An 18,037-nucleotide genomic window follows, 5' to 3' on the forward strand; every position below is an offset into this window, starting at 1 on the left:
CAACTCTCCCGTGCCCGCTCTGCCATCGGTCGGGCATGGCGACCCAACGACTCACCGAACGCACCGCCGCCCCCTTCGCCGGGGCGCGCGTGAACCGCGACTCCGGCACCATCGACGACGTGCTCATCTGCGGCACCGCCAGCGCCAACGGGCGCGACTACCCCGTCAGCGTCTTCAAGCGCGACTACAGCAAGTACGAGGGCAAGCCGGTCAACTGCGACCACGGGCGCGAGAGCACCGTGGACCGGCGGTTCGGCTGGTTCACCCGCGTGCGTCCCGGTCCCGACGGGCGCCCGCGCGGGCGACTCAACTGTCTAAAAAGCCACCCGATGTACGAGCGGGTGATGGAGGCCGCCGAGCGCAACCCGGCCCTGTTCGGGTTCAGCCACGTCGCCATGTGCGACACCCGACGCGGTCCCAACGGGCGCGAGGTCGTGGAGGCGATCCGTGAGGTCGAGTCCGTCGACTTGGTCGCCCAGCCCGCGACCACCAAAGGGCTCTTCGAGGGCCGGTCCGCGCCGTTCAGCGCTCAACACATCGTCGCGTGGGGCGCCAAGCTCCCAATACCCGTCCGCCGCACCGAGGCCGATATGGACTCCAGCATCCCCGCCGACGACACCACGATCCCCGCGCCCGCAGACGATTACGACGATACCGACGATACGACCGACACCGAAACGGACGACACCAACGACGCCATCAGTGCCAGCTTCAAGGCCGCGATCACGGCCGTAATCGACAAGGCGATGGCGGGCGAATTGGACGCGCGGGCGGCCCTATCGAAGATCCGCACGCTACTCAACAGTCACGCCGACGCGACCAACGACGACGGCACCCCGGACACCGACGGAGACCCGACCACGCCCGAGTCGCGCCAGAAGACCGGCGCTGCCATCTGGGGGGTGATCGATGCGTGCGAGAAGGGCGGGTTCGCGGGCTACACCCGCGCCGACCTGGATCTCATCGCCGCGGTCCCGGCCGAGCGCCGGGCGGTCCTCATCGAGCGACTGAAGGAGGGGGCCTACGAGCGCCCCACGAGCGCCGGGCGCGGGCGCATCACCCCGCGCGTGAGCGGTTCCCAGCGGACCACCGAGAGCAAGCCCCCCACCGACGCGAAAGCGTTCGCCGAGTGGCTCAAATAACCATCAGTTCTAGAGTTCCAGGCTTCAGAGTTCCAAGTCCTGGCACGGGCCAGTTTTTACTTGGAGTTACCGAACCGCGGAACTGGGAACTCCGAAACTTGGGACTCTGGAACCAGGAGCACACGTGTCCAACATCCTCCGTCAAGCCAACGCGCTCAAAGAAGCCAAAGACACCTTCGGCGTTTACGACGAGTTCGGCTGGTACATCAGCCCGCACCAGTGGACGAGCGTCTTGACCGATTCCGGCACGGCCGTGGCCGGGGGCGTGGGCGGAGTCCTCACGCTGACCAACTCCGACGGCACCGTCGCGGACAACGACGAGGCCTACGTGTACTCCACGGTCGCCATGTTCCAGCCCGCGGCCAACAAGCCGCTCTACGCCGAGGCCCTGGTGAGCTTCACCGAGGCCAACGTGAGCGCCGCAAACGTCGCGTTCGGGCTGGCCAGTTCGGTCGCCGCGGATCTCATCGCGGACAACGGCGCGGGCTTGCGGGCCAGCGGTACTGTGGTCGCCATCTACAAGGTGGACGGCGAAACCGTGTGGCGCTGCGTAAGCCGCAACGGGTCCAACGTCACCATCAGCCTGAGCACCGCGACCGCGGGCGGCTCCTACCAGCAGCTCGGGATCGAAATCGTGGACGTGCTCACCGCGTCCGCGACCGTGGTGTTCACCGTCAACGGCCAACTGCTCATCGATTCCATCAGCGGCCTGCCCATCAAGCACACGCTCCCGCTCAGCGGTATCGCCGCGGCGAGCCTGTTCGCGGGCGGGAAGAATGGGTCCACGAGCCTCGAAACCTCGCTCTGGGACTACGTGGGTTGCTGGCAAGCGCGGTAACCGCCAACGGCGTCGAAGGTCACAAGGTCGAAAGTCGTAAAGTCCGGATTCATCCTCACGACCTGCGACATTTCGACTTTCGACCTTGTGACCTAATTCCGGACTGACCTTACGATCTTACGGCGCCCGAAGGACTAAAAATGAACCACAAGAAGCTCGTCGAATCTGTGAAGGCCCACGGCCCCGAGGCCCTCGCGGGGCTGAACGGGGCGCTGGCGGCCAAGGCCCTCCGGCCGCACGAACTGGACCTGGGAGCGCTCTTCATCGAGTGCTTCGGGTACTCCAATTTCTCCCACTGCCGCCAGCACCTGGGCGACTGCGCGAGCCGCGCGCACGACGTGATGACCCGCGCCCGCGTGGAGGAAGCGGCCGGGGCCAACTCCACCGCCGCGTTCCTGAACATCACCCAACAGTTCGCGTACTCCGCGGTGCTCGAAGCCTACGACGTGCCCTCGCGCGTGTTCGTCAACGCCATCCCCACGCGCCCCTCGAAGTTCAAATCCGAGCGCCTGCCCGGGATCACTCACATCGGGGACGAAGTGGCGGTAGTCGAGGAGGGTAAGCCGTACCCGGAAGTGGGCGTCTCCGAGGACTGGACCGACACCCCCGAGACGAAGAAGCGCGGCATGGTGGCCCGGGCCACGAAAGAGGCCGTGTTCTTCGACCAGACCGGCGAGTTCATGAACCGGCTCAGTTTTTTGGGCGAGTGGCTGGGCGTCAATGACGAAAAGCGCGCCATTGACTGTGTCATCGATGCGGGCGAAACCGCGAACAACCAGTACCGGTACAAGTGGCGCAACACGTCAATCCCCACTTACGGGGACAACAGCGGCACCCACACCTGGGACAACCTGGCGAACGGGCTCACGCTCACAGACTTCAACTCGATCAACACCGCCTGGCAGGTGCTCGTGGGGATCACCGATCCCTACACGGGCGAGCCGCAAAACGTCACCATCAAGCACATCTGCGTGCCCCCGGCGCTGGCGTTCACGGTCCCGTTCGCGCTCAAGGGCATGGTGAAGCGCACCGCCCCCGGCTACGCGACCAGCGGGAACCCCACGGGCACGGAGATCGACAACCCGGTGGGCGACATCGTGGGCAACCTCCAGGTGCTCACGAGCCAACTGTTCCGGAACCGGAGCGGGTCCGATACCGCCTGGTTCATGGGGGATGTGGGCCGGGCCTTCGAGCAGATCGAGAACTGGCCCCTCACGGTCACGGCGATCGGCGCGGGGAGCCAGCTCGAATTCGACAACGACATCATTTTCCAGTCGAAAGTGTCCAAGCGGTCCACGTTCAGCACGCGCCAACCCCGTGCAATGGTGAAGTGCGCGTAGCCACCAGTGGGATTCTTTGGTCTGTATTCTGTGGCACAGGCCTCTGGCCTGTGAAGGCACGGCACAGGCCAGAGGCCTGTGCCACAAGCAATGCGGCGCGATCAGATCAAGCATTACTAATTGATTCAGGTGGCAACTATGGCCAAGAGCAGAGACGAAGACGCGAAGTCCAAATCAAAGGCGAACGCCCCGCGCTCGTGCCACCAGAACGAGCGCGCCGAGGGCGACCTGAAGCGCTTCAAGTTGCGCGCACAAAACGCCGGGTCGCGCGGGTACCGCTACGTGCTGGCACCGGACCGCGCCGGGGCCGAGGCGTTCTACCTGGAGGCCGAGGGACTGGGGGTCCAGCCCGAGGGGGCCGATCCGGTCCAGGTGTCGGTGGTGGAGCTGCCGGACTGATCCCGTGCCATCGGATAGGTGCGGGCCAAATAAGGGAGGTGATCGTGGCAATGCCATCGGCGCTCGACAACCTGAAAGCGGCCCACGCGAGCGTGTGCGCCAAGATCGCCGACGTCCTCGCGGACCCGAAACCCAATTACACGCTCCCCGGCGGCGTGTCGGTGGACCGGGACCGCTACTATGCCGGGCTGCTCGCGCGCGAAAAGGAGCTGCGCGCGGTCCCCGGGGTCGCGCCCGAAACCAACCCGGTGTTCACGCTCACGAGTGTCGCGCGATGAGTGACGAGTTGGACGGTATCGACTTCGGGCAAGATTTCGCGGACCTGGCACCGGGCCGGCGCCCCGTGACGATCGAGAGCGTCGACCCCGACGCCCCGACCACCGTCCGGTTCACGGCCGAAGACGTGCCCGCGGCGCGGCTCGTCACGAAGCCCGGTACGGCCCCGGCCCGGGGCGGCGAGGTGGGGTTCAGCGGCACCGAGTTCTGGTTCCGCACGGACCTGCTCGGGTTCGAGCCCAAGGCCCGGGACCGGATCACCGAGGCCGACGGAACGGTCTGGATCGTCGACGCGGCGGAGCTGACGGGCGGGGGCGGCCCGAGCGCGCTCGCCAAGTGCCCCGTGACACGGAGCCGGAGCTAATGCCCACGTCACCCAACGTGATCGCCGATTGCGTGGTCGCCGCGATCCGCGCGCTGAACCTGGTGCCGCCCGCGAACGTGGTGAAGCGCAAGGCGCCCTCACTGCCCCCGGGCAAGGAGCCGCCCGCGATCGTGGTGACCGTGGGCGAAGCGGGCGCCGAGGGGCGCACGGAGCCGCTCACGGCGACCCAGAAGATCAACCGCTACCCGACCACGGTGGTCGTCATCACCGCGGCCGGGGGCAAGGCCCTGCTCGACGACGAGGCGCTACGGGAGTGGCGCGACCGGATCGAGGACCGGATCGACGACCGGTCCCGTACCACGTTCGCCGCGCTCGCGGGGTTCAACAAGGTCGATACGGTCGGCAAGGCCCCGTTCGACGGCGCGGTTTTGCCAAAGGACTTGAACTACTCGGCCCAGACGTTCGAGGTCGAGGTGATCGAAACGAGGGCGACGTGAGCGAAGAGAAGCGGATCCCGGTGTTCGAGCGGCGCGCGGCATCGGGCGCGGTTCGCGAGCGCGTGTCCGGGGTGAACGGAACCCCGCAGGCCGGGGACCGCACCGGCCCGACCGTCACCTGGAACCTGAGGGCCGCGCCGCTCGCCGGCCTGCGCCCGCGCCCGGGGGACCGGTACCGCGACGCGGCCGGGGTGTCGTGGGCGATCACCAAGGTCGAGGCGCTCGCGGACGGGGCGTACCCGTGCGCGTGCTCCCGGGAAGTGTGACCCGTGCCCTACGTAACCATCTACCGCCGACCGACCCCGAACGGGGATCTGTTCCGGCAGATTTCCGGCCTGGGCCTCCCGAGCCCGGACGACCCCGAAGACCCGTTCGGCGTGTCCGGGACGTCGTTCACGGTGCCACAGGCGAAGTTGGCCGAAGCCCAGATCGACCCGCCGAGAGCGGGGGACCAGATCATGGACAGCGCCGGGCGCTGGTGGGCGGTCGGCGCGGACCAGGAACAAGACCCGGACGGATACACCGTCGATTGCGGCGGTGCGTGAGGAACAAGGCCCATGAGCATCACCGGCAAGTACCTGACGGCAATGGTCTCGGCGGCGCCCATCGCGGGCACGCACGAGTGGAGCGCCAACGAGACCGGGGACCGGCTCGAGGCGACGACCGGCGCCGACAACGGGCGCGGGCGCAAGCACGTCGGCGTGATCGACAGCCGGTTCCGCATCCGGTTCTACTTCGACATCACGACCGGTGCGGCCAACTTTATCCGCACCGGCACCACGCTCAGTGATCTCGCGCTGTTCGCGGACAAGGACGCGGACACCCCGATCTACCTGATCGAGAGCGCGACCGTGTTCGATTTCAACATCGCGGGCCAGGTGCGCGACCGGTTCATCGTGGACGCGGACATCGAGGCCAACGGCGACGTCATCGACTTCTCGGACGGGAACTAATGGCACGCACCCTGGCAGAAATCTTGAACAGCCCCGCCGACTACGTCTACGAGGGCAAGGCGTACAAGCTCCGGGAGGCCGCGCTCGACGAGTGCGGCCAGTACCAGCGGTGGATGGAGCAGGAGGCCCGCGCGAGCGCGGCCCGCGCCACGGAGCTGCCCGAAGAGGACCGGCGCAACCTGCTCCGCGACGTCCAGGCCGACATCGCGGCCCAGCGGTACGCCTGGGGCGGTGAGGCGTGCGTGAACAGCCTCCGCACCCCGAACGGGATCGCGAAGCTCCTCTCGATCGTGTGCGCCGACCAGGGCGTGACCGAGGCGCTCGCGCGGAAAATCGTCCAGAGCCACTTCCTCGACGTCGCCCAGTTGCTCCTCGGCATCCTGGAGAGCGACCCCGAGGGAAAAGAGTTGGCGCCAATCCTGAACCGGATGGGGCTGGCGCCGAACTTCTTCCACAACTCGTCACCGCCCTCGCCAACGCCCCCTACCGGCGCGACCTCCGGGAGCTCGGCCGGCTCAGCGTCACCCAGCTCCGGGCCGTCTTCCTCGACGTCGCCCGCGACGAGCACGGGCGCCCCGTCCTGACGGTGCCGAAGGGCAAGATGCTCTCGCCCCGGGCGCTCCACGATCTGCGGTTCTTCCTGCTCGGCATCCGCGCCCCGGAACTCGTCCAACAAGCGTGGGACGAGCACCAGGCGAAGAAGAAAGCGGCCTGCCCGAAGCGGCGCCGGAGGTGACCCGTGGACCGACAACTCCTGTTCGCGATCGAGCTGCTCCGGCAGGAGATCGCGCACCTCCCCCTCGCCGTCGCCAGCAACGCGGCCCGGTCCGCGCAAGCGGCCCCCCAATCGGGCCGGCGCGACCCGATGACCATGTTGAGCTACAGTGCCAACGGGTCGGGCGGGTTCGCGGTCCCGGGCACGGCCACCAATCCGTTGAACGTGCCGCGCGCGGCCCCACCGGGGCGCGGGGCGCGGGTCGCGGGCGCCGCGGGGCAACTGGCGGCGGGCGGGTTCGGGAAGCTCCAGGCGGCGACCGCGACGCTCGGCGGGGCGTTCGGGAAGCTCCTCGGCCCGCTCGGGATGGTGACCACGTTTCTCACCTCGAGCGCCTCGGGGTTCTCCGTGTTGAACGGCGCGATGGACCTGTTCGCCAGCTCGTTCGGGGCCGTCGTGATGCCCGTCATGTACGCCCTGTCGGTCGCGTTCGTGGCCGGGGCCGACGTCATCAACCGCAAGCTCATCCCCGTGATGAGCGACTTCACCAAGAGCGTGCTCAACAGCGCGGTGCCCGCGATCGAATCACTCGCCAACATCGCGGGCAAGGCGGCAACGGCCCTGGCGTTCCTCACGAATAATAAGCTCACGCGATTAATGAGCGACGACCGGGGCGGGATGCTCGGCGCGCTCGACCGCACCATCGATCGGGTCTCCGACGATACACCGTCCGGGCCGCAGAGCGACGGGAGCCGCATCGGGCGGGCGAAGAACGCGCACCGCATCGCGGACGACCTGGCGACACTGTTCCTGGGGCCGATCGCTGGTAACTCGCTCGCGGGCGCGAAAAACTGGTCGATGAAAAAGATACTCGGTCAGGAAGCGGACCCGTACTCGGGACCGGGGGTAACGGACGGGAAGAAGAGCGAGGGGGCCGAGGCAACCGAGCGCGCCCGGCAGTTGGTGATGCAACAGTTACAGTTCAGCACGGCACCCCGGGCCAACATCAGCAACGCGACCGGTAACTGGTCCCGCGCACAGATGGCGAGCTTGGGCATGTCGCCCTTCGAGCGCGAAAACCTCAAGAACCAGCGCGAGATACTGGCCCAGCTCATCAAGGGTAACAGCGAGGTGCCCGCGAGCGGCGCCTACACCGACTTGGTTGGCGAAGCGAACCGGCTCACCGCGGAGAACAAATAATGCCCGTTGATCCCGATACCGGAATGTTGCGCCCGTTCAATGACGATGAAATCGACGCGATGCAGATCCGCACGTTCGGCGTGCGCGATATGAGCCACGGGACCGAGACTCGACGCATTGGCGAAAATACGATGCGCAAGAGCTTTTTCGTGAAGTGGTCGGAGCGGTTCAATTTCGTGAAGCTCGTCTGTGGGGACCAGAAGATCTACGTAGACTCCGGCTTTACGAAATTGTCCCGGATGATCCCCGACGAGATCTACGGCATCCACCACCCGGATTTCCCCGAGATCGTCGCGACCCGCATCGACAATATGAAGGGCGCAAACGGCCCGGGCATCGACGACGAAGACGGCATCGTGAAATACCCTGATGCTCAGATCGACGTGTTCTACGAGCACGTTCCCTATGACCTGCTATCGGACGACGAGGTTGCCGACGAAGACGGTAACGAATTCCTCCGCTACACGCACTTCGGCGGCTCGACGGGCAGCGCCCAGAATATCAGTGTGCCCGGTGGGGCCATGCGGTACTGGCGTGGTCCGGGCGAAGGCACCGCGCCCCCGCACGGGTTCCAAGTGCCATACGGCGTGAGCATCAGCCGCGCGGAAGAAGAATTCACTTGGCATTGGGTGCAGTTACCATACGAAGCATTCAAGCCGGGCAGCAATCTCTACGCGCGGATCTACGGCACCGTGGAAGGCGACCTGCCGTTCATCGGGTGTGTCAACAGCAGCCCGATATTCGACCGCGCCGTTGGCACGGTCGTATTCGCGGGGGTGACCGCCAAACTCGAGCGCGCACACAGCGGGCAGGGGCGCCGGTGGTCGCTCGAGTACAAGTTCGCGTACAGCGCGATGGGCTGGAACTGGCTGTTTTTCCCCGACCCGAGCGGGGTCAACGGGGGCTGGTACAACGTGAACAACAAGGAATATCAGGAAGCCGACGTGCTCGATGACCACCGGTCGCTCACCCCAGGGGCGCGCGACCTGAACATGCTGTTCAGCGTGGCCGCAGTTTAGGGCTTCTTCTCGACGGGCTTCTTTTCCGAGTAAGCGCTGTATCCACCGCCCGCGCTATTGACCCCTTTTTTGACGACATACACGGTTCCATCGGCTTCGGTGATCTCAGAGCCGGTGCGCGGTTCGGCGGTGCCGATTGCGACTTTTGTTGAGAGCTTAAACAGCACACGACCTTCGTTCTCGATCTTTGTTGCTTCCACGTTCTCGGCCGGTTTCAGGAATTGCTTGCCGGCCGCGTCCCAGCTCTTCACGGTGATCTTCACCGCGGTCCCTTTCTTGTCGTCCTGTGCGGGCAGCGTATCGGGCATCGCGAGAACTCCCAGAAGTGCGAGCGCGAGAGCGGACAGTATCAGTCGCACGGGTCGGCCTCCTTTGTAACGGGCGGACCCATGACACTACCACAACGAGCGGTAGCCGAAAGTGAACATGCGCTCGTCAGTCCTGATAGCAGATGTGCTCTTCGGCCGACTCGCGGGAACCGTGCAACTCATGAAGGTGAAGCCGATCCTCCAGCGATCGCACACCGGCGCCGGGCGCCGGTGGTCGCTGGAGTACAAATTCGTGCACTCGAGTTTCGGGTGGAACTGGCTGTACTTCCCGGACCCGAGCGGTGTGAACTCGGGCTGGTACAACGTAAACAACAAAGAGTACCAGGAGGCCGACGTGCTCGAAGACTACAGGTCGCTCACCCCAGGGGCGCGCGACCTGAACATGCTGTTCAGCGTGGCGGCCGTCTAAGGCTTCTTCTCGACGGATTTCTTTTCAGAGAATGCCTTAAAGACTCCGTCAACCCCACTCACACCCTTCTTGACTACATACACCGTGCCATCGGCTTCAGTTATCTCTGAACCGGTGGTTGGTTCTGCTCGACCGACCGCATTTTTGCTGATCACTTTAAACAGGATGCGGTCTCCATTTACTATTTTTTCAGCTGTCACGTCTTCTTGCGGTTTCAGGAACTGCTTGCCGGCCGCGTCCCAGCTCTTCACGGTGATCTTCACCGCGGTCCCTTTCTTCTCGTCTTGTGCGGGCAGCGTATCGGGCATCGCGAGAACGCCCAGAAATGCGAGCGCGGACAGTATCAGTCGCACGGGTCGGCCTCCTTTGTAACGGGCAGGCCCATGAGACTACCACAACGGGTGGCCAAACGGGATCAAAGAGAAATGCTTGCTCGATTGGCGGCCGGGAACGTCGGGGACAAGGACGCGCGCTTCCATGTCCCCGAGATAAAGTACGTGCTCGTCCCCAGTGGGATTAAGGTTTCTTCTCGGCGGGCTTCTTCTCCACAAATGCGCTGTACTTCCCGTCCCCGTCGAACGAGCCTTTTCGGACAACGTAAACTGTACCGTTTGCGTCGGTGATCTCGGACTTGGTTGTCGGTTGCGCTCGCCCAATAGCCACCTTCCCTGAAATCTTAAACTGCACCTGGCCCTCGTTCTCAATCCGGGTCGCTTCCACGTCTTCCTGCGGCTTAAGGAACTGTTTCCCTCGTGCGTCCCAGCTCTTCACGGTGATCTTCACCGCGGTCCCGTTCTTGTCGTCCTGCGCGGGCAGCGTATCGGGCATCGCGAGAACGCCCAGAAATGCGAGCGCGAGAGCGGACAGTATCAATCGCACGGGTCGGCCTCCTTTGTAACGGGCGGACCCATGACACTACCACAACGGGCAGCCGCCGAAAGTGAACACGCGCTCGTCAATCCTTACGACACAAAGAGTACCAAGAGGCCGACGTGCTCGAAGATCACCGGTCGCTCACACCCGGTGCGCGACCTGAACATGCTGTTCAAGGTCGCCACTTAGGGCTTCTTCTCGACGGGCTTCTTTTCAACGTAGGCCCGCCAAAACCCATCCGTGCTGTTACTGCCCTTCTTGACCACATGCACGGTGCCATCGGCTTCGGTGATTTCCGAGCCGGTGGTTGGCTCGCCCCGACCCGTCGCATTTTTACTTGAAATCTTGAACAGAACTCGATCCCCGCTCACTACCTTCGTAGCCTCGATATCTTCCTGCGGTTTGAGGAACTGCTTGCCGCGTGCGTCCCAGCTCTTCACGGTGATCTTCACCGCGGTCCCGTTCTTGTCGTCCTGCGCGGGCAGCGTATCGGGCATCGCGAGAACGCCCAGAAATGCGAGCGCGAGAGCGGACAGTATCAATCGCACGGGTCGGCCTCCTTTGTAACGGGCGGACCCATGACACTACCACAACGGGCAGCCGCCGAAAGTGAACACGCGCTCGTCAATCCTTACGACACATGCACTCCTCGACCCGAACGAGCCGGGGCGAAATGCGATAACGCAAGCAATTCCGACCCGTGTTGCCGCAGGGATTGCTCCGACGGACATCGACATCAGAAGACACAGACCTCCCGTAACTTTGACCAGCCACGTCACACTTCCCCCGAAATAACCAACATTCGGCTCCCCCGGTTCACGCCCCTTGTCGCCGGGCCGCGGCAAGGGTGGTAGCGAGCGGCTCCTCGACTTGAATCGTGGCACCGGTCGCGACCGTTCCGAATCGCCCTCGTCATTTTTGCACGTCGTCGTCGGTCGGGTGAGGCGGATCTCCGGGCGTGCCACCTCCGTTTCGCGACGGATCTGAACGGCTGCGTGCAAGTGCCGGCGTGCCATTGGCCCTTCATGCGGCCCACTTCGTCATTCCCGAACCCGTCCTCACCGTACTTCCTGGTGCGCATTACCGCGGCCCTGGGGGGCGGCGAGTACGCCTTTCAGGAACAGTGGCTCCTCCCGGACGGTTCCTACGCCGACAAAGTCGGGGGGCGCTACGGCGGCAGCGAGAACCCGGGCGTCGCGCTCACGGGCGTGGCGCTGGAGGTCGGGGACTGCGCCCTGTGCCGCTCGGCCGACGGCGCGGGCGGGCTGACGTGGGAACTGGTCAAGCAAAAGGGCACGTGCGGCACGACCACGACCACGACCGCCGGCCCCCAACGACCACCACGACCACCGGCCCGTGTTCGGGCTCCTGCCAGTGGACCTATTCGGCCTCCGCGAAGGCCTGGTCCCGCGCGAGCAGTTCGTGCGGAACCGGGTGCGCGTGCCTCGCCCCCACCTTCTGCCCGGCGACCGATGCCTGCACCAGTACCGCCTGCGGGCACTTCGGAACGGACCAGGCGCCCCCGTTCTGCGGCGGCGCGACTACGACGAGCGGCGCGTGCACGACAACGACTACCGCCCCGGGGCCGGGGTGTACCGCCGGGTGCACCTGGTACTGCCACCCGACCCGGGGGTGGCTGCTGAAGAACAACGGGTGCGCGGGCAGTTGCCCGTGCGGCGCCCCCGCGACCCCGTGTACCGGTTCGTGCGAAGAAACGAGCACGCCGTGCGTGCCCCCGCCCCCGCCCCCGCGGCCCTACTGCGCCGGGGGGTGCCGCTGGGTCTGGGTCACCCCCGAGAACTACTGGTACAAGCTCTCGGACTCGTGCGCCGGTGTGGGCGTGCCCAACTGCTACTGCGACCGGCCGGCCCCCGACGGCACCGAGTGCGCGGAAGAAGCCAGTACCTTGTGCTACGTACACGGGAGCCCGACGGGCAGCCCCCCGTGCAGCGCGGTCACCACCACGACGGGGGGACCGGGGTCCGGGTGCGAGGGGACGTGCCTGTGGGGTAGTTCGAGTGGCGCGTCGTGGGACACGATCCTCCGCGCGTGCCCCGCGTGCGACTGCGCCCCACCGGTGGGCGCACCGACGGGCACCTGCTCCCAGGCCGAGGGGCCGTGCGTCCCCGGGGTAACGACCACCACACCGGGCGCCACGACTACGACCGCCGGTACCTGCGGGAACTGCACCTACCAGTGCAACCACACCGGCATCGGCTACCACTACGTGAGCTCGGCGTGCGGCGCCGGGTGCGGGTGCCCGGACATCGTAGTCGATAGCGCGTGTGCCCCGGGCAGCTTCCGGGCACTCGCCTGCCGGACCGACGGGACGACACCCGGCCCGACCACGACGACAACTACGACCACGCCGGCCCCGACCACAACTACGACCACGACGTCCGCGGGACCGCCCGCCACCACGACCACCTCGGGCGGCGGGACGACCACCCCGGGCGGGGGCGGGAGCACAACAACGAGCGGGGGCGGGGGAACGACGACCCCGGGCGGGCCGTCCTACTTCTGCCAAACGTGCGAGAACGGCAGCCCGAATTTCTGCAGCGGCGTGATCGTGTGTACCGTGATCGGGGCACACTACACGATGATCGACTGCGTCGCGAACTGCCAAACGCCACCCGGAACGAGCACGTTCCTTACGTAACAACCGTGGGCGACTAATATCAGCACGTTTTGTCCCCCGAGTACCAGGCCCCCCCACATGAGCAGCGCGCCCCAGGCCCTCGACGCGCTCGCCCGGGCGCGGCGCGTTTGGGACAACCACAATCCGGAAAACGTGACGGGCGGCCTGATCCAGTTGTGCCGCGAGTTGGTGCGGCCCGATTGGGTGATGGTCGAAGTCGGGTGCTTCGCGGGCGTCAGTACCGCGATCTTCGCCCACTTCGCCGCGACCGTGTACGCCGTGGACCCGTGGGAGCTGGGTCCGGAGCGCGGGTACAACGAGATCCCAGCCTCCGCTATCGCCGCGGCCGCCGGGCGCTTCGATCTGGTGGCGGCGCGGTACCCCAATGTGCTCAAGCGCCAGGGGTTCTCGCCCGAAGCCGCGGCCGCGTTCGCCGGTGCTTCTCTGGACGCCGTGTACCTGGACGGCGCGCACGACCCGGCCGGCTTCGAGGCCGACGTGAGGGCGTGGGTACCCAAGCTCAAGACCGGCGCGTTCCTGATGGGGCACGATCTGAACCTCGTGGGTGACCCGCGCCGGTTCCTGAACAGCACCGCGGAACTGCGCACGTATCCCGAATCCTCGTGGGCATTCAAGGTAGGCCAGAATGACCAGTGACCTGTTGACGATCGGCATGGCGACGCGGGGCGAGCCGGACCACGTGTGGTTCACGCTCACGGCCCTGCACGCGAACCACCCGCGGTGCCGCTACGTCGTGGTGGACAACACGCCCGAGCGCGACCCGCGCGTGGAGGCGATCACGCGCGCCGTGGGCGGCACGTACTACCACCGCCCGGACCTCACGGGGACCAGCGCGCCGCGCGACGCGGTGTTCCGGTTCGCCGAGACGCCGTGGGCCATGTGCATCGATTCGCACGTGATCCTGGAAACCGGCGCGGTGCGGGCGGCGCTCGATTTCGCCGCCGCGCACCCGGGCTCGCGCGACCTGGTACAGGGGCCGATGATCTACGACGACGGGCACGGGTACGCGACGCACTGGACCCCGACCGCCCCGCCCGGCCTCTGGGGGGTATGGGGGCGCGACCCGCGCGCGGCCACGGGCGCGCCGTTCGAGATCCCCATGACGGGCCTGGGCCAGTGGCTCATGCGCAAAGAGGCCTGGCCCGGCTTTAACCCGCTGTTCCGGGGCTTCGGCGGCGAAGAAGGGTACCTGCACGAGGTCGTCCGCCGCGCGGGGGGAAAAGCACTGTGCCACCCGGCGCTCCGGTGGCGCCACAAGTTCCGGGACGTGTCCGGCTGGCACAACAACCCGCCCCCGCCGTACCCGCTGCACCTGAGCGACCACGTGTGGAACCTCCTGGTCGGGCACCGGGAGCTGGGTATCGAAGCGACGGAACAGATCCGCGCTCACTTCGGGAAAAGACTGGGCGCCCGGGAATGGGACGCGCTGGTACAGGCCGCATCCGCGGCCCAACCGTTCGGCGGCCCGCGCCCGGAAGTGAAGCGGCAGAAGATCCTGGCCGTGTGGTACTCCGACAACACCGCGCCCGCGGAACTACTGAAACACTCGGCCGCGTCGGTGGTCGCGGCCCAGGCCCAAACGTTGCGCCACGACGTGACCGTGTCCGCGTGCTCGTGGGCACCGATCGCCGGCGCGCCGTTCGACCGCCCGGGCGCGCAGTGGGGCCAGTTCCGGGGCACACAGGTGCGGGGCTACGGTACCATCCTGGCCCAGATCGAACAGGCCCATCAGCGGGCCGGGGCGCCCGGCGACTTCGACGCGGTCGCGTTCTGCGAGCACGACGTCCTGTACCCGCCCGGGTACTTCGACCGGGTCGGTGACGCGCTCGCCGCAAACCCGTCCGCGCCCGTCGTGAGCCACCTCGACTACATCGGGCTGAACGCGACCGGCTGGCAGGCGGTCCGGGCGCGGCACGAACCGCTGCACCAACTCACCCTCCGGGCCGATGCGTTCCGGGCGAACCAAGAGCGGGCCAAAAATGACGCGCTCCGGTCCGATGTGGTCATCCTGGAGCCGGACCGCGGCGGCGCGCGAACCGATTGGGCGCGCATCACGCCGACGGCCCCGAGCGGCGCCACCGGGACACCGAGCGTTCACGTGAACCACAGTGCCGGGCGCTTTACCGCGCACGGGGACGTGTGCTACGAGCCGCGCGGGTTCGCGCTCTGGCACCCCCACTGGGGCGAAGCGAAGCACTGGTGGCCGGGCGACATGAGCACCGTCACAGACGTGGCGACCGACCAGTTCAAGGGGGCGGGGTGCTCGGCGTGCGAGGCCTCGAAGCACCTCACCCTGGAATCGTGGGCAAAAGCGGCTGCGACCAAACCGTCCGACTTCCACGAGCACGTTCCCACGCTCCGGGATCTGGCCGCGCAGTGTACCAGTGCCACCGAATTGAGTTTGTGGACGAAACCCGCCGACGCAGCAATGGCCCACGGCCTGGGTGCGACCGGCTCGTTCACCAGCGTGTGCCCGCGCCCGAAACCCCAGTGGGCCGAACTCACCCGACTCATGGGCGCGCGATTCACTGGCATCGCTGCGGACCCGGCGTCCGTACCCGTACCTCCCACGGATCTACTGTTCATCGACACGGACCACACCGCGAGCGCACTTCTGCCGCTCTTGGAAGCGCACCACGAGCGCGTGACCAAGTACCTCGTCGCTCACTGCACTGTGACCTTCGGTGAGGTGGGGGACAAGCCCGACGCCCCCGGGGTGATGCACGCGCTCCGCGCGTTCTGCCTCAAGCACCCCGAGTGGGTGGTGAAGCGCCACGACAGAAACAACCACGGCCTCATGATCCTGTCGAAGTGCCCGGAGGACGTGAAGGAGTTGCCGTCGTTGTGGCGCAAGGCGATGAACTACACCGCGGCCATGATCCGGCACAAAGCCGCGGGGTCACCGGTCGTGTCCTTAGATGTACTCGAAGAACGCCAGGGGCACTGCGCGACGTGCGAGGAGCGTGCCCTGGACGCCTGCGCCGCCTGCGGGTGCCCCCTGGAGGCCAAACTCCCCCTGGCTACGGAGACGTGCGGCCTGGCGAAGAAGGGCAAGGAGCCGAAATGGGTCGCGGTGTAAACCTCGTGCCATCGGCCGGTCGCGAACTACAAATTAGATTCGTCGTTACGAGACAAGTAATCACCATAAATGACCCACCAGCCGACAAACCCGCGGTCACCCCGCGCGAATCATGTGGGAGTGACCCGTGGCATGGACCGAATTCTACTTACAGCCCAGCGGCGACAACACCAACTCCGGGACGACGACCAGCAACACCGCGACTGTCTCAACGGGCAACGGGAGCTGGGATACGACCACGAACCGGTTCACGGCCGCGAGTGGAACCCCTTTTCTCGGTGCCGTCGTCGGGGACTGGGCCGCGATCATGGCCGACGGTGCCATCGGGTTCACGTCACTGTCCCAGATAACGGCTGTGGACCCGAGCGGAACGTACATCGACGTAACCGCGACGGGGCGCATCGGGGTGATACCGGCCACATCCGCGAGCGGCCGCACGTGCAAGATCGGCGGGGCATGGGCCGACTTCGCGATCGCGACCCCGGGCTCGCAGTGGGGCGCGAGCGGGACTGCCGCAGTGCCGATGCGGATCAACGTGAAGGCGGCCACGTATGCGAACGCGAGCACCGCGCGCACGTTTGCAACGGCTGGTAGTGGCACCGCCCCGATCTGGATTCGAGGATACAACACTACGCCCGGCGATCTGGAAAACGATTACACGAACGCGCCCCCGCTCCTAACGTTCGCCGCAGCCGGGCTTACGATTTCCGGGACGTGCTATTGCATCACGAATTTCTCTGTACTCAACACTGGTTCCAGTTCGGCCATTTGGAACTGGTCCGGCACGAACGGCCGGGCGGACCGAATTCGTGCGGAGGCACAGAACTCTCCGTCCGGAGTGCAGGCGTTTACGTCCGGTACGAACGGTGCCGGCATGCTCGTGACCAATTCGTGGTTCAAGGTACCAACGACCGCGTCGCAGGTGTACACAGCCACATCCACGGTGCAAATGCACGGGTGCGTGTTCGAGGGCGGGCAGAACGCGGTCACGACGTCGAGCGCCGGAACCACACTGAACCATTGCGTGTTCATCGGGCAAACGACACGGGCGATCAATGCTGCGACCGCAACGATTTTCCTCATGAACTGCTCGCTTATCGGATCGTTCAGCGACTCCATCGTCCGATGGTCTTCATCACCCGGAGTGCTCTCGTCGATCACGAACTGCGTGTTCAGTGGCGCGGGCAAGTACGACATTGAGGCAGCCAGCGGGTTCACGCACCTGATCCACGCGGCCAACAACGCGAGCTACGGTGCAGCACTGGGGCACCTGTCGCACGCGGACCTGTCCGATCTGCACTACACCCAAGAAACATCCGATCCCTCCGTGAACGGCGCGACCGATCCGACTCTCAAGAAAACGGCCTTGTCCTACCAGAAGGGCATCGGTAGCGCGTTCGAGAACGAAACCTGGCGCTCATACCGCTCCGTTGGGGCGATCGAGCCACAGCTGACAAGCGGCGGGAGCTCGGGCGGTCCCGTTCGCGTGCTCGCGCCTAACACCTGGCAATTTGTGGGGTAACTAATGGCTGGAATTGTTGCGCACGTTAATAGCGGCGAAGTCGCGCTCGTGGCGAGCACCGCGAAGACCGTTTTACAGATCAAGGCGCCCACCAACCAGCGCGTGCTCGTCAGGAGTCTGCGGCTGTTCGGGAAGGCCGCGGCGGGTGGTACCGGGGTGCCGGTCAAGGTGCGCGCGACGCGCTCGAGTGCGAACTTCGGCACTCTCAGTGCGGCGACGCCGGGGAAGAATGATTCGAGTGACAGCGAGGCACTTCAAGCCACATCTGGCGCGAACGCGACCGTCGAGCCGACCAGCCCGACCGACACCGGGCTGATCTGGGAGGTTCCGGATCAATCTGGCGTGATCGAGTTCCTCCCGCCGGGGATGGAAATTCGCGTGCCGGGTGGGACGGCGCTCAACATCGAGTGTACCTCGACGGGCACACCAACTGTTGCGATCCAGGCCACCTACGAAGAGTGA

At 66.0% G+C, this 18,037-nt stretch carries 25 protein-coding genes; 21 read left to right on the forward strand and 4 right to left on the reverse strand.

What is annotated here, in order from left to right; all coding sequences use genetic code 11:
• Positions 1 to 89 precede the first annotated feature (89 nt).
• The 14 genes from VT84_RS23605 (at position 90) to VT84_RS23665 (ending at position 8,704) form a co-directional block, all read left to right on the forward strand.
• Complete coding sequence (locus VT84_RS23605; protein ID WP_239465463.1) at positions 90 to 1,142, forward strand: hypothetical protein; 1,053 nt, start codon at positions 90 to 92, stop codon at positions 1,140 to 1,142.
• Between the two features lie 124 nt (positions 1,143 to 1,266).
• On the forward strand, positions 1,267 to 1,980 hold the full coding sequence (locus tag VT84_RS23610; RefSeq protein WP_052552706.1) for a hypothetical protein: 714 nt from the start codon (positions 1,267 to 1,269) through the stop codon (positions 1,978 to 1,980).
• A gap of 140 nt (positions 1,981 to 2,120) precedes the next feature.
• Positions 2,121 to 3,320 (forward strand): hypothetical protein, encoded by a 1,200-nt coding sequence (locus VT84_RS23615; RefSeq protein ID WP_052552708.1) that lies wholly within the window; start codon positions 2,121 to 2,123, stop codon positions 3,318 to 3,320.
• A gap of 138 nt (positions 3,321 to 3,458) precedes the next feature.
• Complete coding sequence (locus tag VT84_RS23620; protein ID WP_052552711.1) at positions 3,459 to 3,719, forward strand: hypothetical protein; 261 nt, start codon at positions 3,459 to 3,461, stop codon at positions 3,717 to 3,719.
• A gap of 50 nt (positions 3,720 to 3,769) precedes the next feature.
• Positions 3,770 to 3,997, forward strand: coding sequence for a hypothetical protein (locus VT84_RS23625; RefSeq protein ID WP_082841214.1), 228 nt, complete (start codon positions 3,770 to 3,772; stop codon positions 3,995 to 3,997).
• On the forward strand, positions 3,994 to 4,359 hold the full coding sequence (locus VT84_RS23630) for a hypothetical protein (protein WP_052552714.1): 366 nt from the start codon (positions 3,994 to 3,996) through the stop codon (positions 4,357 to 4,359). Before VT84_RS23625 ends, VT84_RS23630 begins: the two co-directional genes overlap by 4 nt.
• A complete protein-coding gene (locus VT84_RS23635; protein WP_052552717.1) occupies positions 4,359 to 4,817 on the forward strand; it encodes a hypothetical protein in 459 nt (152 codons plus the stop codon). The genes VT84_RS23630 and VT84_RS23635 overlap by 1 nt, the downstream gene beginning before the upstream one ends.
• Positions 4,814 to 5,083, forward strand: a complete 270-nt coding sequence (locus VT84_RS23640; RefSeq protein WP_052552719.1) for a hypothetical protein — start codon at positions 4,814 to 4,816, stop codon at positions 5,081 to 5,083. Before VT84_RS23635 ends, VT84_RS23640 begins: the two co-directional genes overlap by 4 nt.
• A gap of 3 nt (positions 5,084 to 5,086) precedes the next feature.
• Positions 5,087 to 5,362: a hypothetical protein gene (locus tag VT84_RS23645; protein WP_082841215.1), complete on the forward strand. Its 276-nt coding sequence runs from the start codon at positions 5,087 to 5,089 to the stop codon at positions 5,360 to 5,362.
• Positions 5,363 to 5,374: 12 nt separating this feature from the next.
• The gene (locus VT84_RS23650) at positions 5,375 to 5,770 is read left to right on the forward strand and encodes a hypothetical protein (protein WP_052552723.1); all 396 of its coding nucleotides are present in this window, start codon (positions 5,375 to 5,377) and stop codon (positions 5,768 to 5,770) included.
• On the forward strand, positions 5,770 to 6,354 hold the full coding sequence (locus VT84_RS23655) for a hypothetical protein (RefSeq protein ID WP_082841216.1): 585 nt from the start codon (positions 5,770 to 5,772) through the stop codon (positions 6,352 to 6,354). Before VT84_RS23650 ends, VT84_RS23655 begins: the two co-directional genes overlap by 1 nt.
• Positions 6,355 to 6,371: 17 nt before the next feature.
• Complete coding sequence (locus VT84_RS41745) at positions 6,372 to 6,506, forward strand: hypothetical protein (protein ID WP_255359507.1); 135 nt, start codon at positions 6,372 to 6,374, stop codon at positions 6,504 to 6,506.
• 3 nt (positions 6,507 to 6,509) lie between these two features.
• Positions 6,510 to 7,685: a hypothetical protein gene (locus tag VT84_RS23660; protein ID WP_082841217.1), complete on the forward strand. Its 1,176-nt coding sequence runs from the start codon at positions 6,510 to 6,512 to the stop codon at positions 7,683 to 7,685.
• Positions 7,685 to 8,704, forward strand: coding sequence for a hypothetical protein (locus tag VT84_RS23665; RefSeq protein ID WP_082841218.1), 1,020 nt, complete (start codon positions 7,685 to 7,687; stop codon positions 8,702 to 8,704). Before VT84_RS23660 ends, VT84_RS23665 begins: the two co-directional genes overlap by 1 nt.
• Here VT84_RS23665 and VT84_RS23670 read toward each other — a convergent pair.
• A complete protein-coding gene (locus VT84_RS23670; RefSeq protein ID WP_082841219.1) occupies positions 8,701 to 9,063 on the reverse strand; it encodes a hypothetical protein in 363 nt (120 codons plus the stop codon). The genes VT84_RS23665 and VT84_RS23670 overlap by 4 nt on opposite strands.
• Before the next feature lie 67 nt (positions 9,064 to 9,130).
• On the opposite strand from VT84_RS23670, the gene VT84_RS23675 reads away from it, so the two are divergent.
• Positions 9,131 to 9,442 (forward strand): hypothetical protein, encoded by a 312-nt coding sequence (locus VT84_RS23675; RefSeq protein ID WP_157469762.1) that lies wholly within the window; start codon positions 9,131 to 9,133, stop codon positions 9,440 to 9,442.
• Here VT84_RS23675 and VT84_RS23680 read toward each other — a convergent pair.
• Positions 9,439 to 9,795: a hypothetical protein gene (locus VT84_RS23680; RefSeq protein WP_082841221.1), complete on the reverse strand. Its 357-nt coding sequence runs from the start codon at positions 9,793 to 9,795 to the stop codon at positions 9,439 to 9,441. The two genes, VT84_RS23675 and VT84_RS23680, sit on opposite strands and share 4 nt — an antisense overlap.
• A 163-nt stretch (positions 9,796 to 9,958) precedes the next feature.
• Positions 9,959 to 10,321 (reverse strand): hypothetical protein, encoded by a 363-nt coding sequence (locus tag VT84_RS23685; protein ID WP_082841222.1) that lies wholly within the window; start codon positions 10,319 to 10,321, stop codon positions 9,959 to 9,961.
• A 30-nt stretch (positions 10,322 to 10,351) separates the two neighbouring features.
• Between VT84_RS23685 and VT84_RS38840 the strand changes: the two genes are divergently transcribed.
• The gene (locus VT84_RS38840) at positions 10,352 to 10,504 is read left to right on the forward strand and encodes a hypothetical protein (RefSeq protein WP_157469764.1); all 153 of its coding nucleotides are present in this window, start codon (positions 10,352 to 10,354) and stop codon (positions 10,502 to 10,504) included.
• On the opposite strand, the gene VT84_RS23690 is transcribed toward VT84_RS38840, so the two are convergent.
• Positions 10,501 to 10,863: a hypothetical protein gene (locus VT84_RS23690; RefSeq protein WP_082841223.1), complete on the reverse strand. Its 363-nt coding sequence runs from the start codon at positions 10,861 to 10,863 to the stop codon at positions 10,501 to 10,503. The two genes, VT84_RS38840 and VT84_RS23690, sit on opposite strands and share 4 nt — an antisense overlap.
• A gap of 722 nt (positions 10,864 to 11,585) precedes the next feature.
• Here VT84_RS23690 and VT84_RS23700 point away from each other — a divergent pair.
• The 5 genes from VT84_RS23700 to VT84_RS23720 all read left to right on the forward strand — a co-directional run bounded on the left by VT84_RS23700 (position 11,586) and on the right by VT84_RS23720 (position 18,037).
• On the forward strand, positions 11,586 to 12,974 hold the full coding sequence (locus VT84_RS23700; protein ID WP_157469766.1) for a hypothetical protein: 1,389 nt from the start codon (positions 11,586 to 11,588) through the stop codon (positions 12,972 to 12,974).
• Positions 12,975 to 13,031: 57 nt separating this feature from the next.
• Complete coding sequence (locus tag VT84_RS23705) at positions 13,032 to 13,610, forward strand: class I SAM-dependent methyltransferase (RefSeq protein ID WP_052552747.1); 579 nt, start codon at positions 13,032 to 13,034, stop codon at positions 13,608 to 13,610.
• Positions 13,600 to 16,053 (forward strand): glycosyltransferase, encoded by a 2,454-nt coding sequence (locus VT84_RS23710; RefSeq protein WP_082841226.1) that lies wholly within the window; start codon positions 13,600 to 13,602, stop codon positions 16,051 to 16,053. Before VT84_RS23705 ends, VT84_RS23710 begins: the two co-directional genes overlap by 11 nt.
• Positions 16,054 to 16,180: 127 nt before the next feature.
• Positions 16,181 to 17,575, forward strand: a complete 1,395-nt coding sequence (locus tag VT84_RS23715; RefSeq protein ID WP_082841227.1) for a hypothetical protein — start codon at positions 16,181 to 16,183, stop codon at positions 17,573 to 17,575.
• Between the two features lie 3 nt (positions 17,576 to 17,578).
• Positions 17,579 to 18,037 (forward strand): hypothetical protein, encoded by a 459-nt coding sequence (locus VT84_RS23720; protein ID WP_082841228.1) that lies wholly within the window; start codon positions 17,579 to 17,581, stop codon positions 18,035 to 18,037.

Source organism: Gemmata sp. SH-PL17 (genome assembly GCF_001610855.1).
Classification (GTDB): Bacteria; Planctomycetota; Planctomycetia; order Gemmatales; family Gemmataceae; genus Gemmata; species Gemmata massiliana.

Bases quoted from the DNA above. Each gene is read 5' to 3' on its own strand.
- VT84_RS23665 (WP_082841218.1), top strand. From the start codon at position 7,685: ATGCCCGTTGATCCCGATACCGGAATGTTGCGCCCGTTCAATGACGAT.
- VT84_RS23720 (WP_082841228.1), top strand. From the start codon at position 17,579: ATGGCTGGAATTGTTGCGCACGTTAATAGCGGCGAAGTCGCGCTCGTG.
- VT84_RS23630 (WP_052552714.1), top strand. From the start codon at position 3,994: ATGAGTGACGAGTTGGACGGTATCGACTTCGGGCAAGATTTCGCGGAC.
- VT84_RS41745 (WP_255359507.1), top strand. From the start codon at position 6,372: ATGCTCTCGCCCCGGGCGCTCCACGATCTGCGGTTCTTCCTGCTCGGC.
- VT84_RS38840 (WP_157469764.1), top strand. From the start codon at position 10,352: ATGACACTACCACAACGGGCAGCCGCCGAAAGTGAACACGCGCTCGTC.
- VT84_RS23625 (WP_082841214.1), top strand. From the start codon at position 3,770: ATGCCATCGGCGCTCGACAACCTGAAAGCGGCCCACGCGAGCGTGTGC.
- VT84_RS23675 (WP_157469762.1), top strand. From the start codon at position 9,131: ATGCGCTCGTCAGTCCTGATAGCAGATGTGCTCTTCGGCCGACTCGCG.
- VT84_RS23655 (WP_082841216.1), top strand. From the start codon at position 5,770: ATGGCACGCACCCTGGCAGAAATCTTGAACAGCCCCGCCGACTACGTC.
- VT84_RS23635 (WP_052552717.1), top strand. From the start codon at position 4,359: ATGCCCACGTCACCCAACGTGATCGCCGATTGCGTGGTCGCCGCGATC.
- VT84_RS23620 (WP_052552711.1), top strand. From the start codon at position 3,459: ATGGCCAAGAGCAGAGACGAAGACGCGAAGTCCAAATCAAAGGCGAAC.
- VT84_RS23615 (WP_052552708.1), top strand. From the start codon at position 2,121: ATGAACCACAAGAAGCTCGTCGAATCTGTGAAGGCCCACGGCCCCGAG.
- VT84_RS23650 (WP_052552723.1), top strand. From the start codon at position 5,375: ATGAGCATCACCGGCAAGTACCTGACGGCAATGGTCTCGGCGGCGCCC.
- VT84_RS23705 (WP_052552747.1), top strand. From the start codon at position 13,032: ATGAGCAGCGCGCCCCAGGCCCTCGACGCGCTCGCCCGGGCGCGGCGC.
- VT84_RS23710 (WP_082841226.1), top strand. From the start codon at position 13,600: ATGACCAGTGACCTGTTGACGATCGGCATGGCGACGCGGGGCGAGCCG.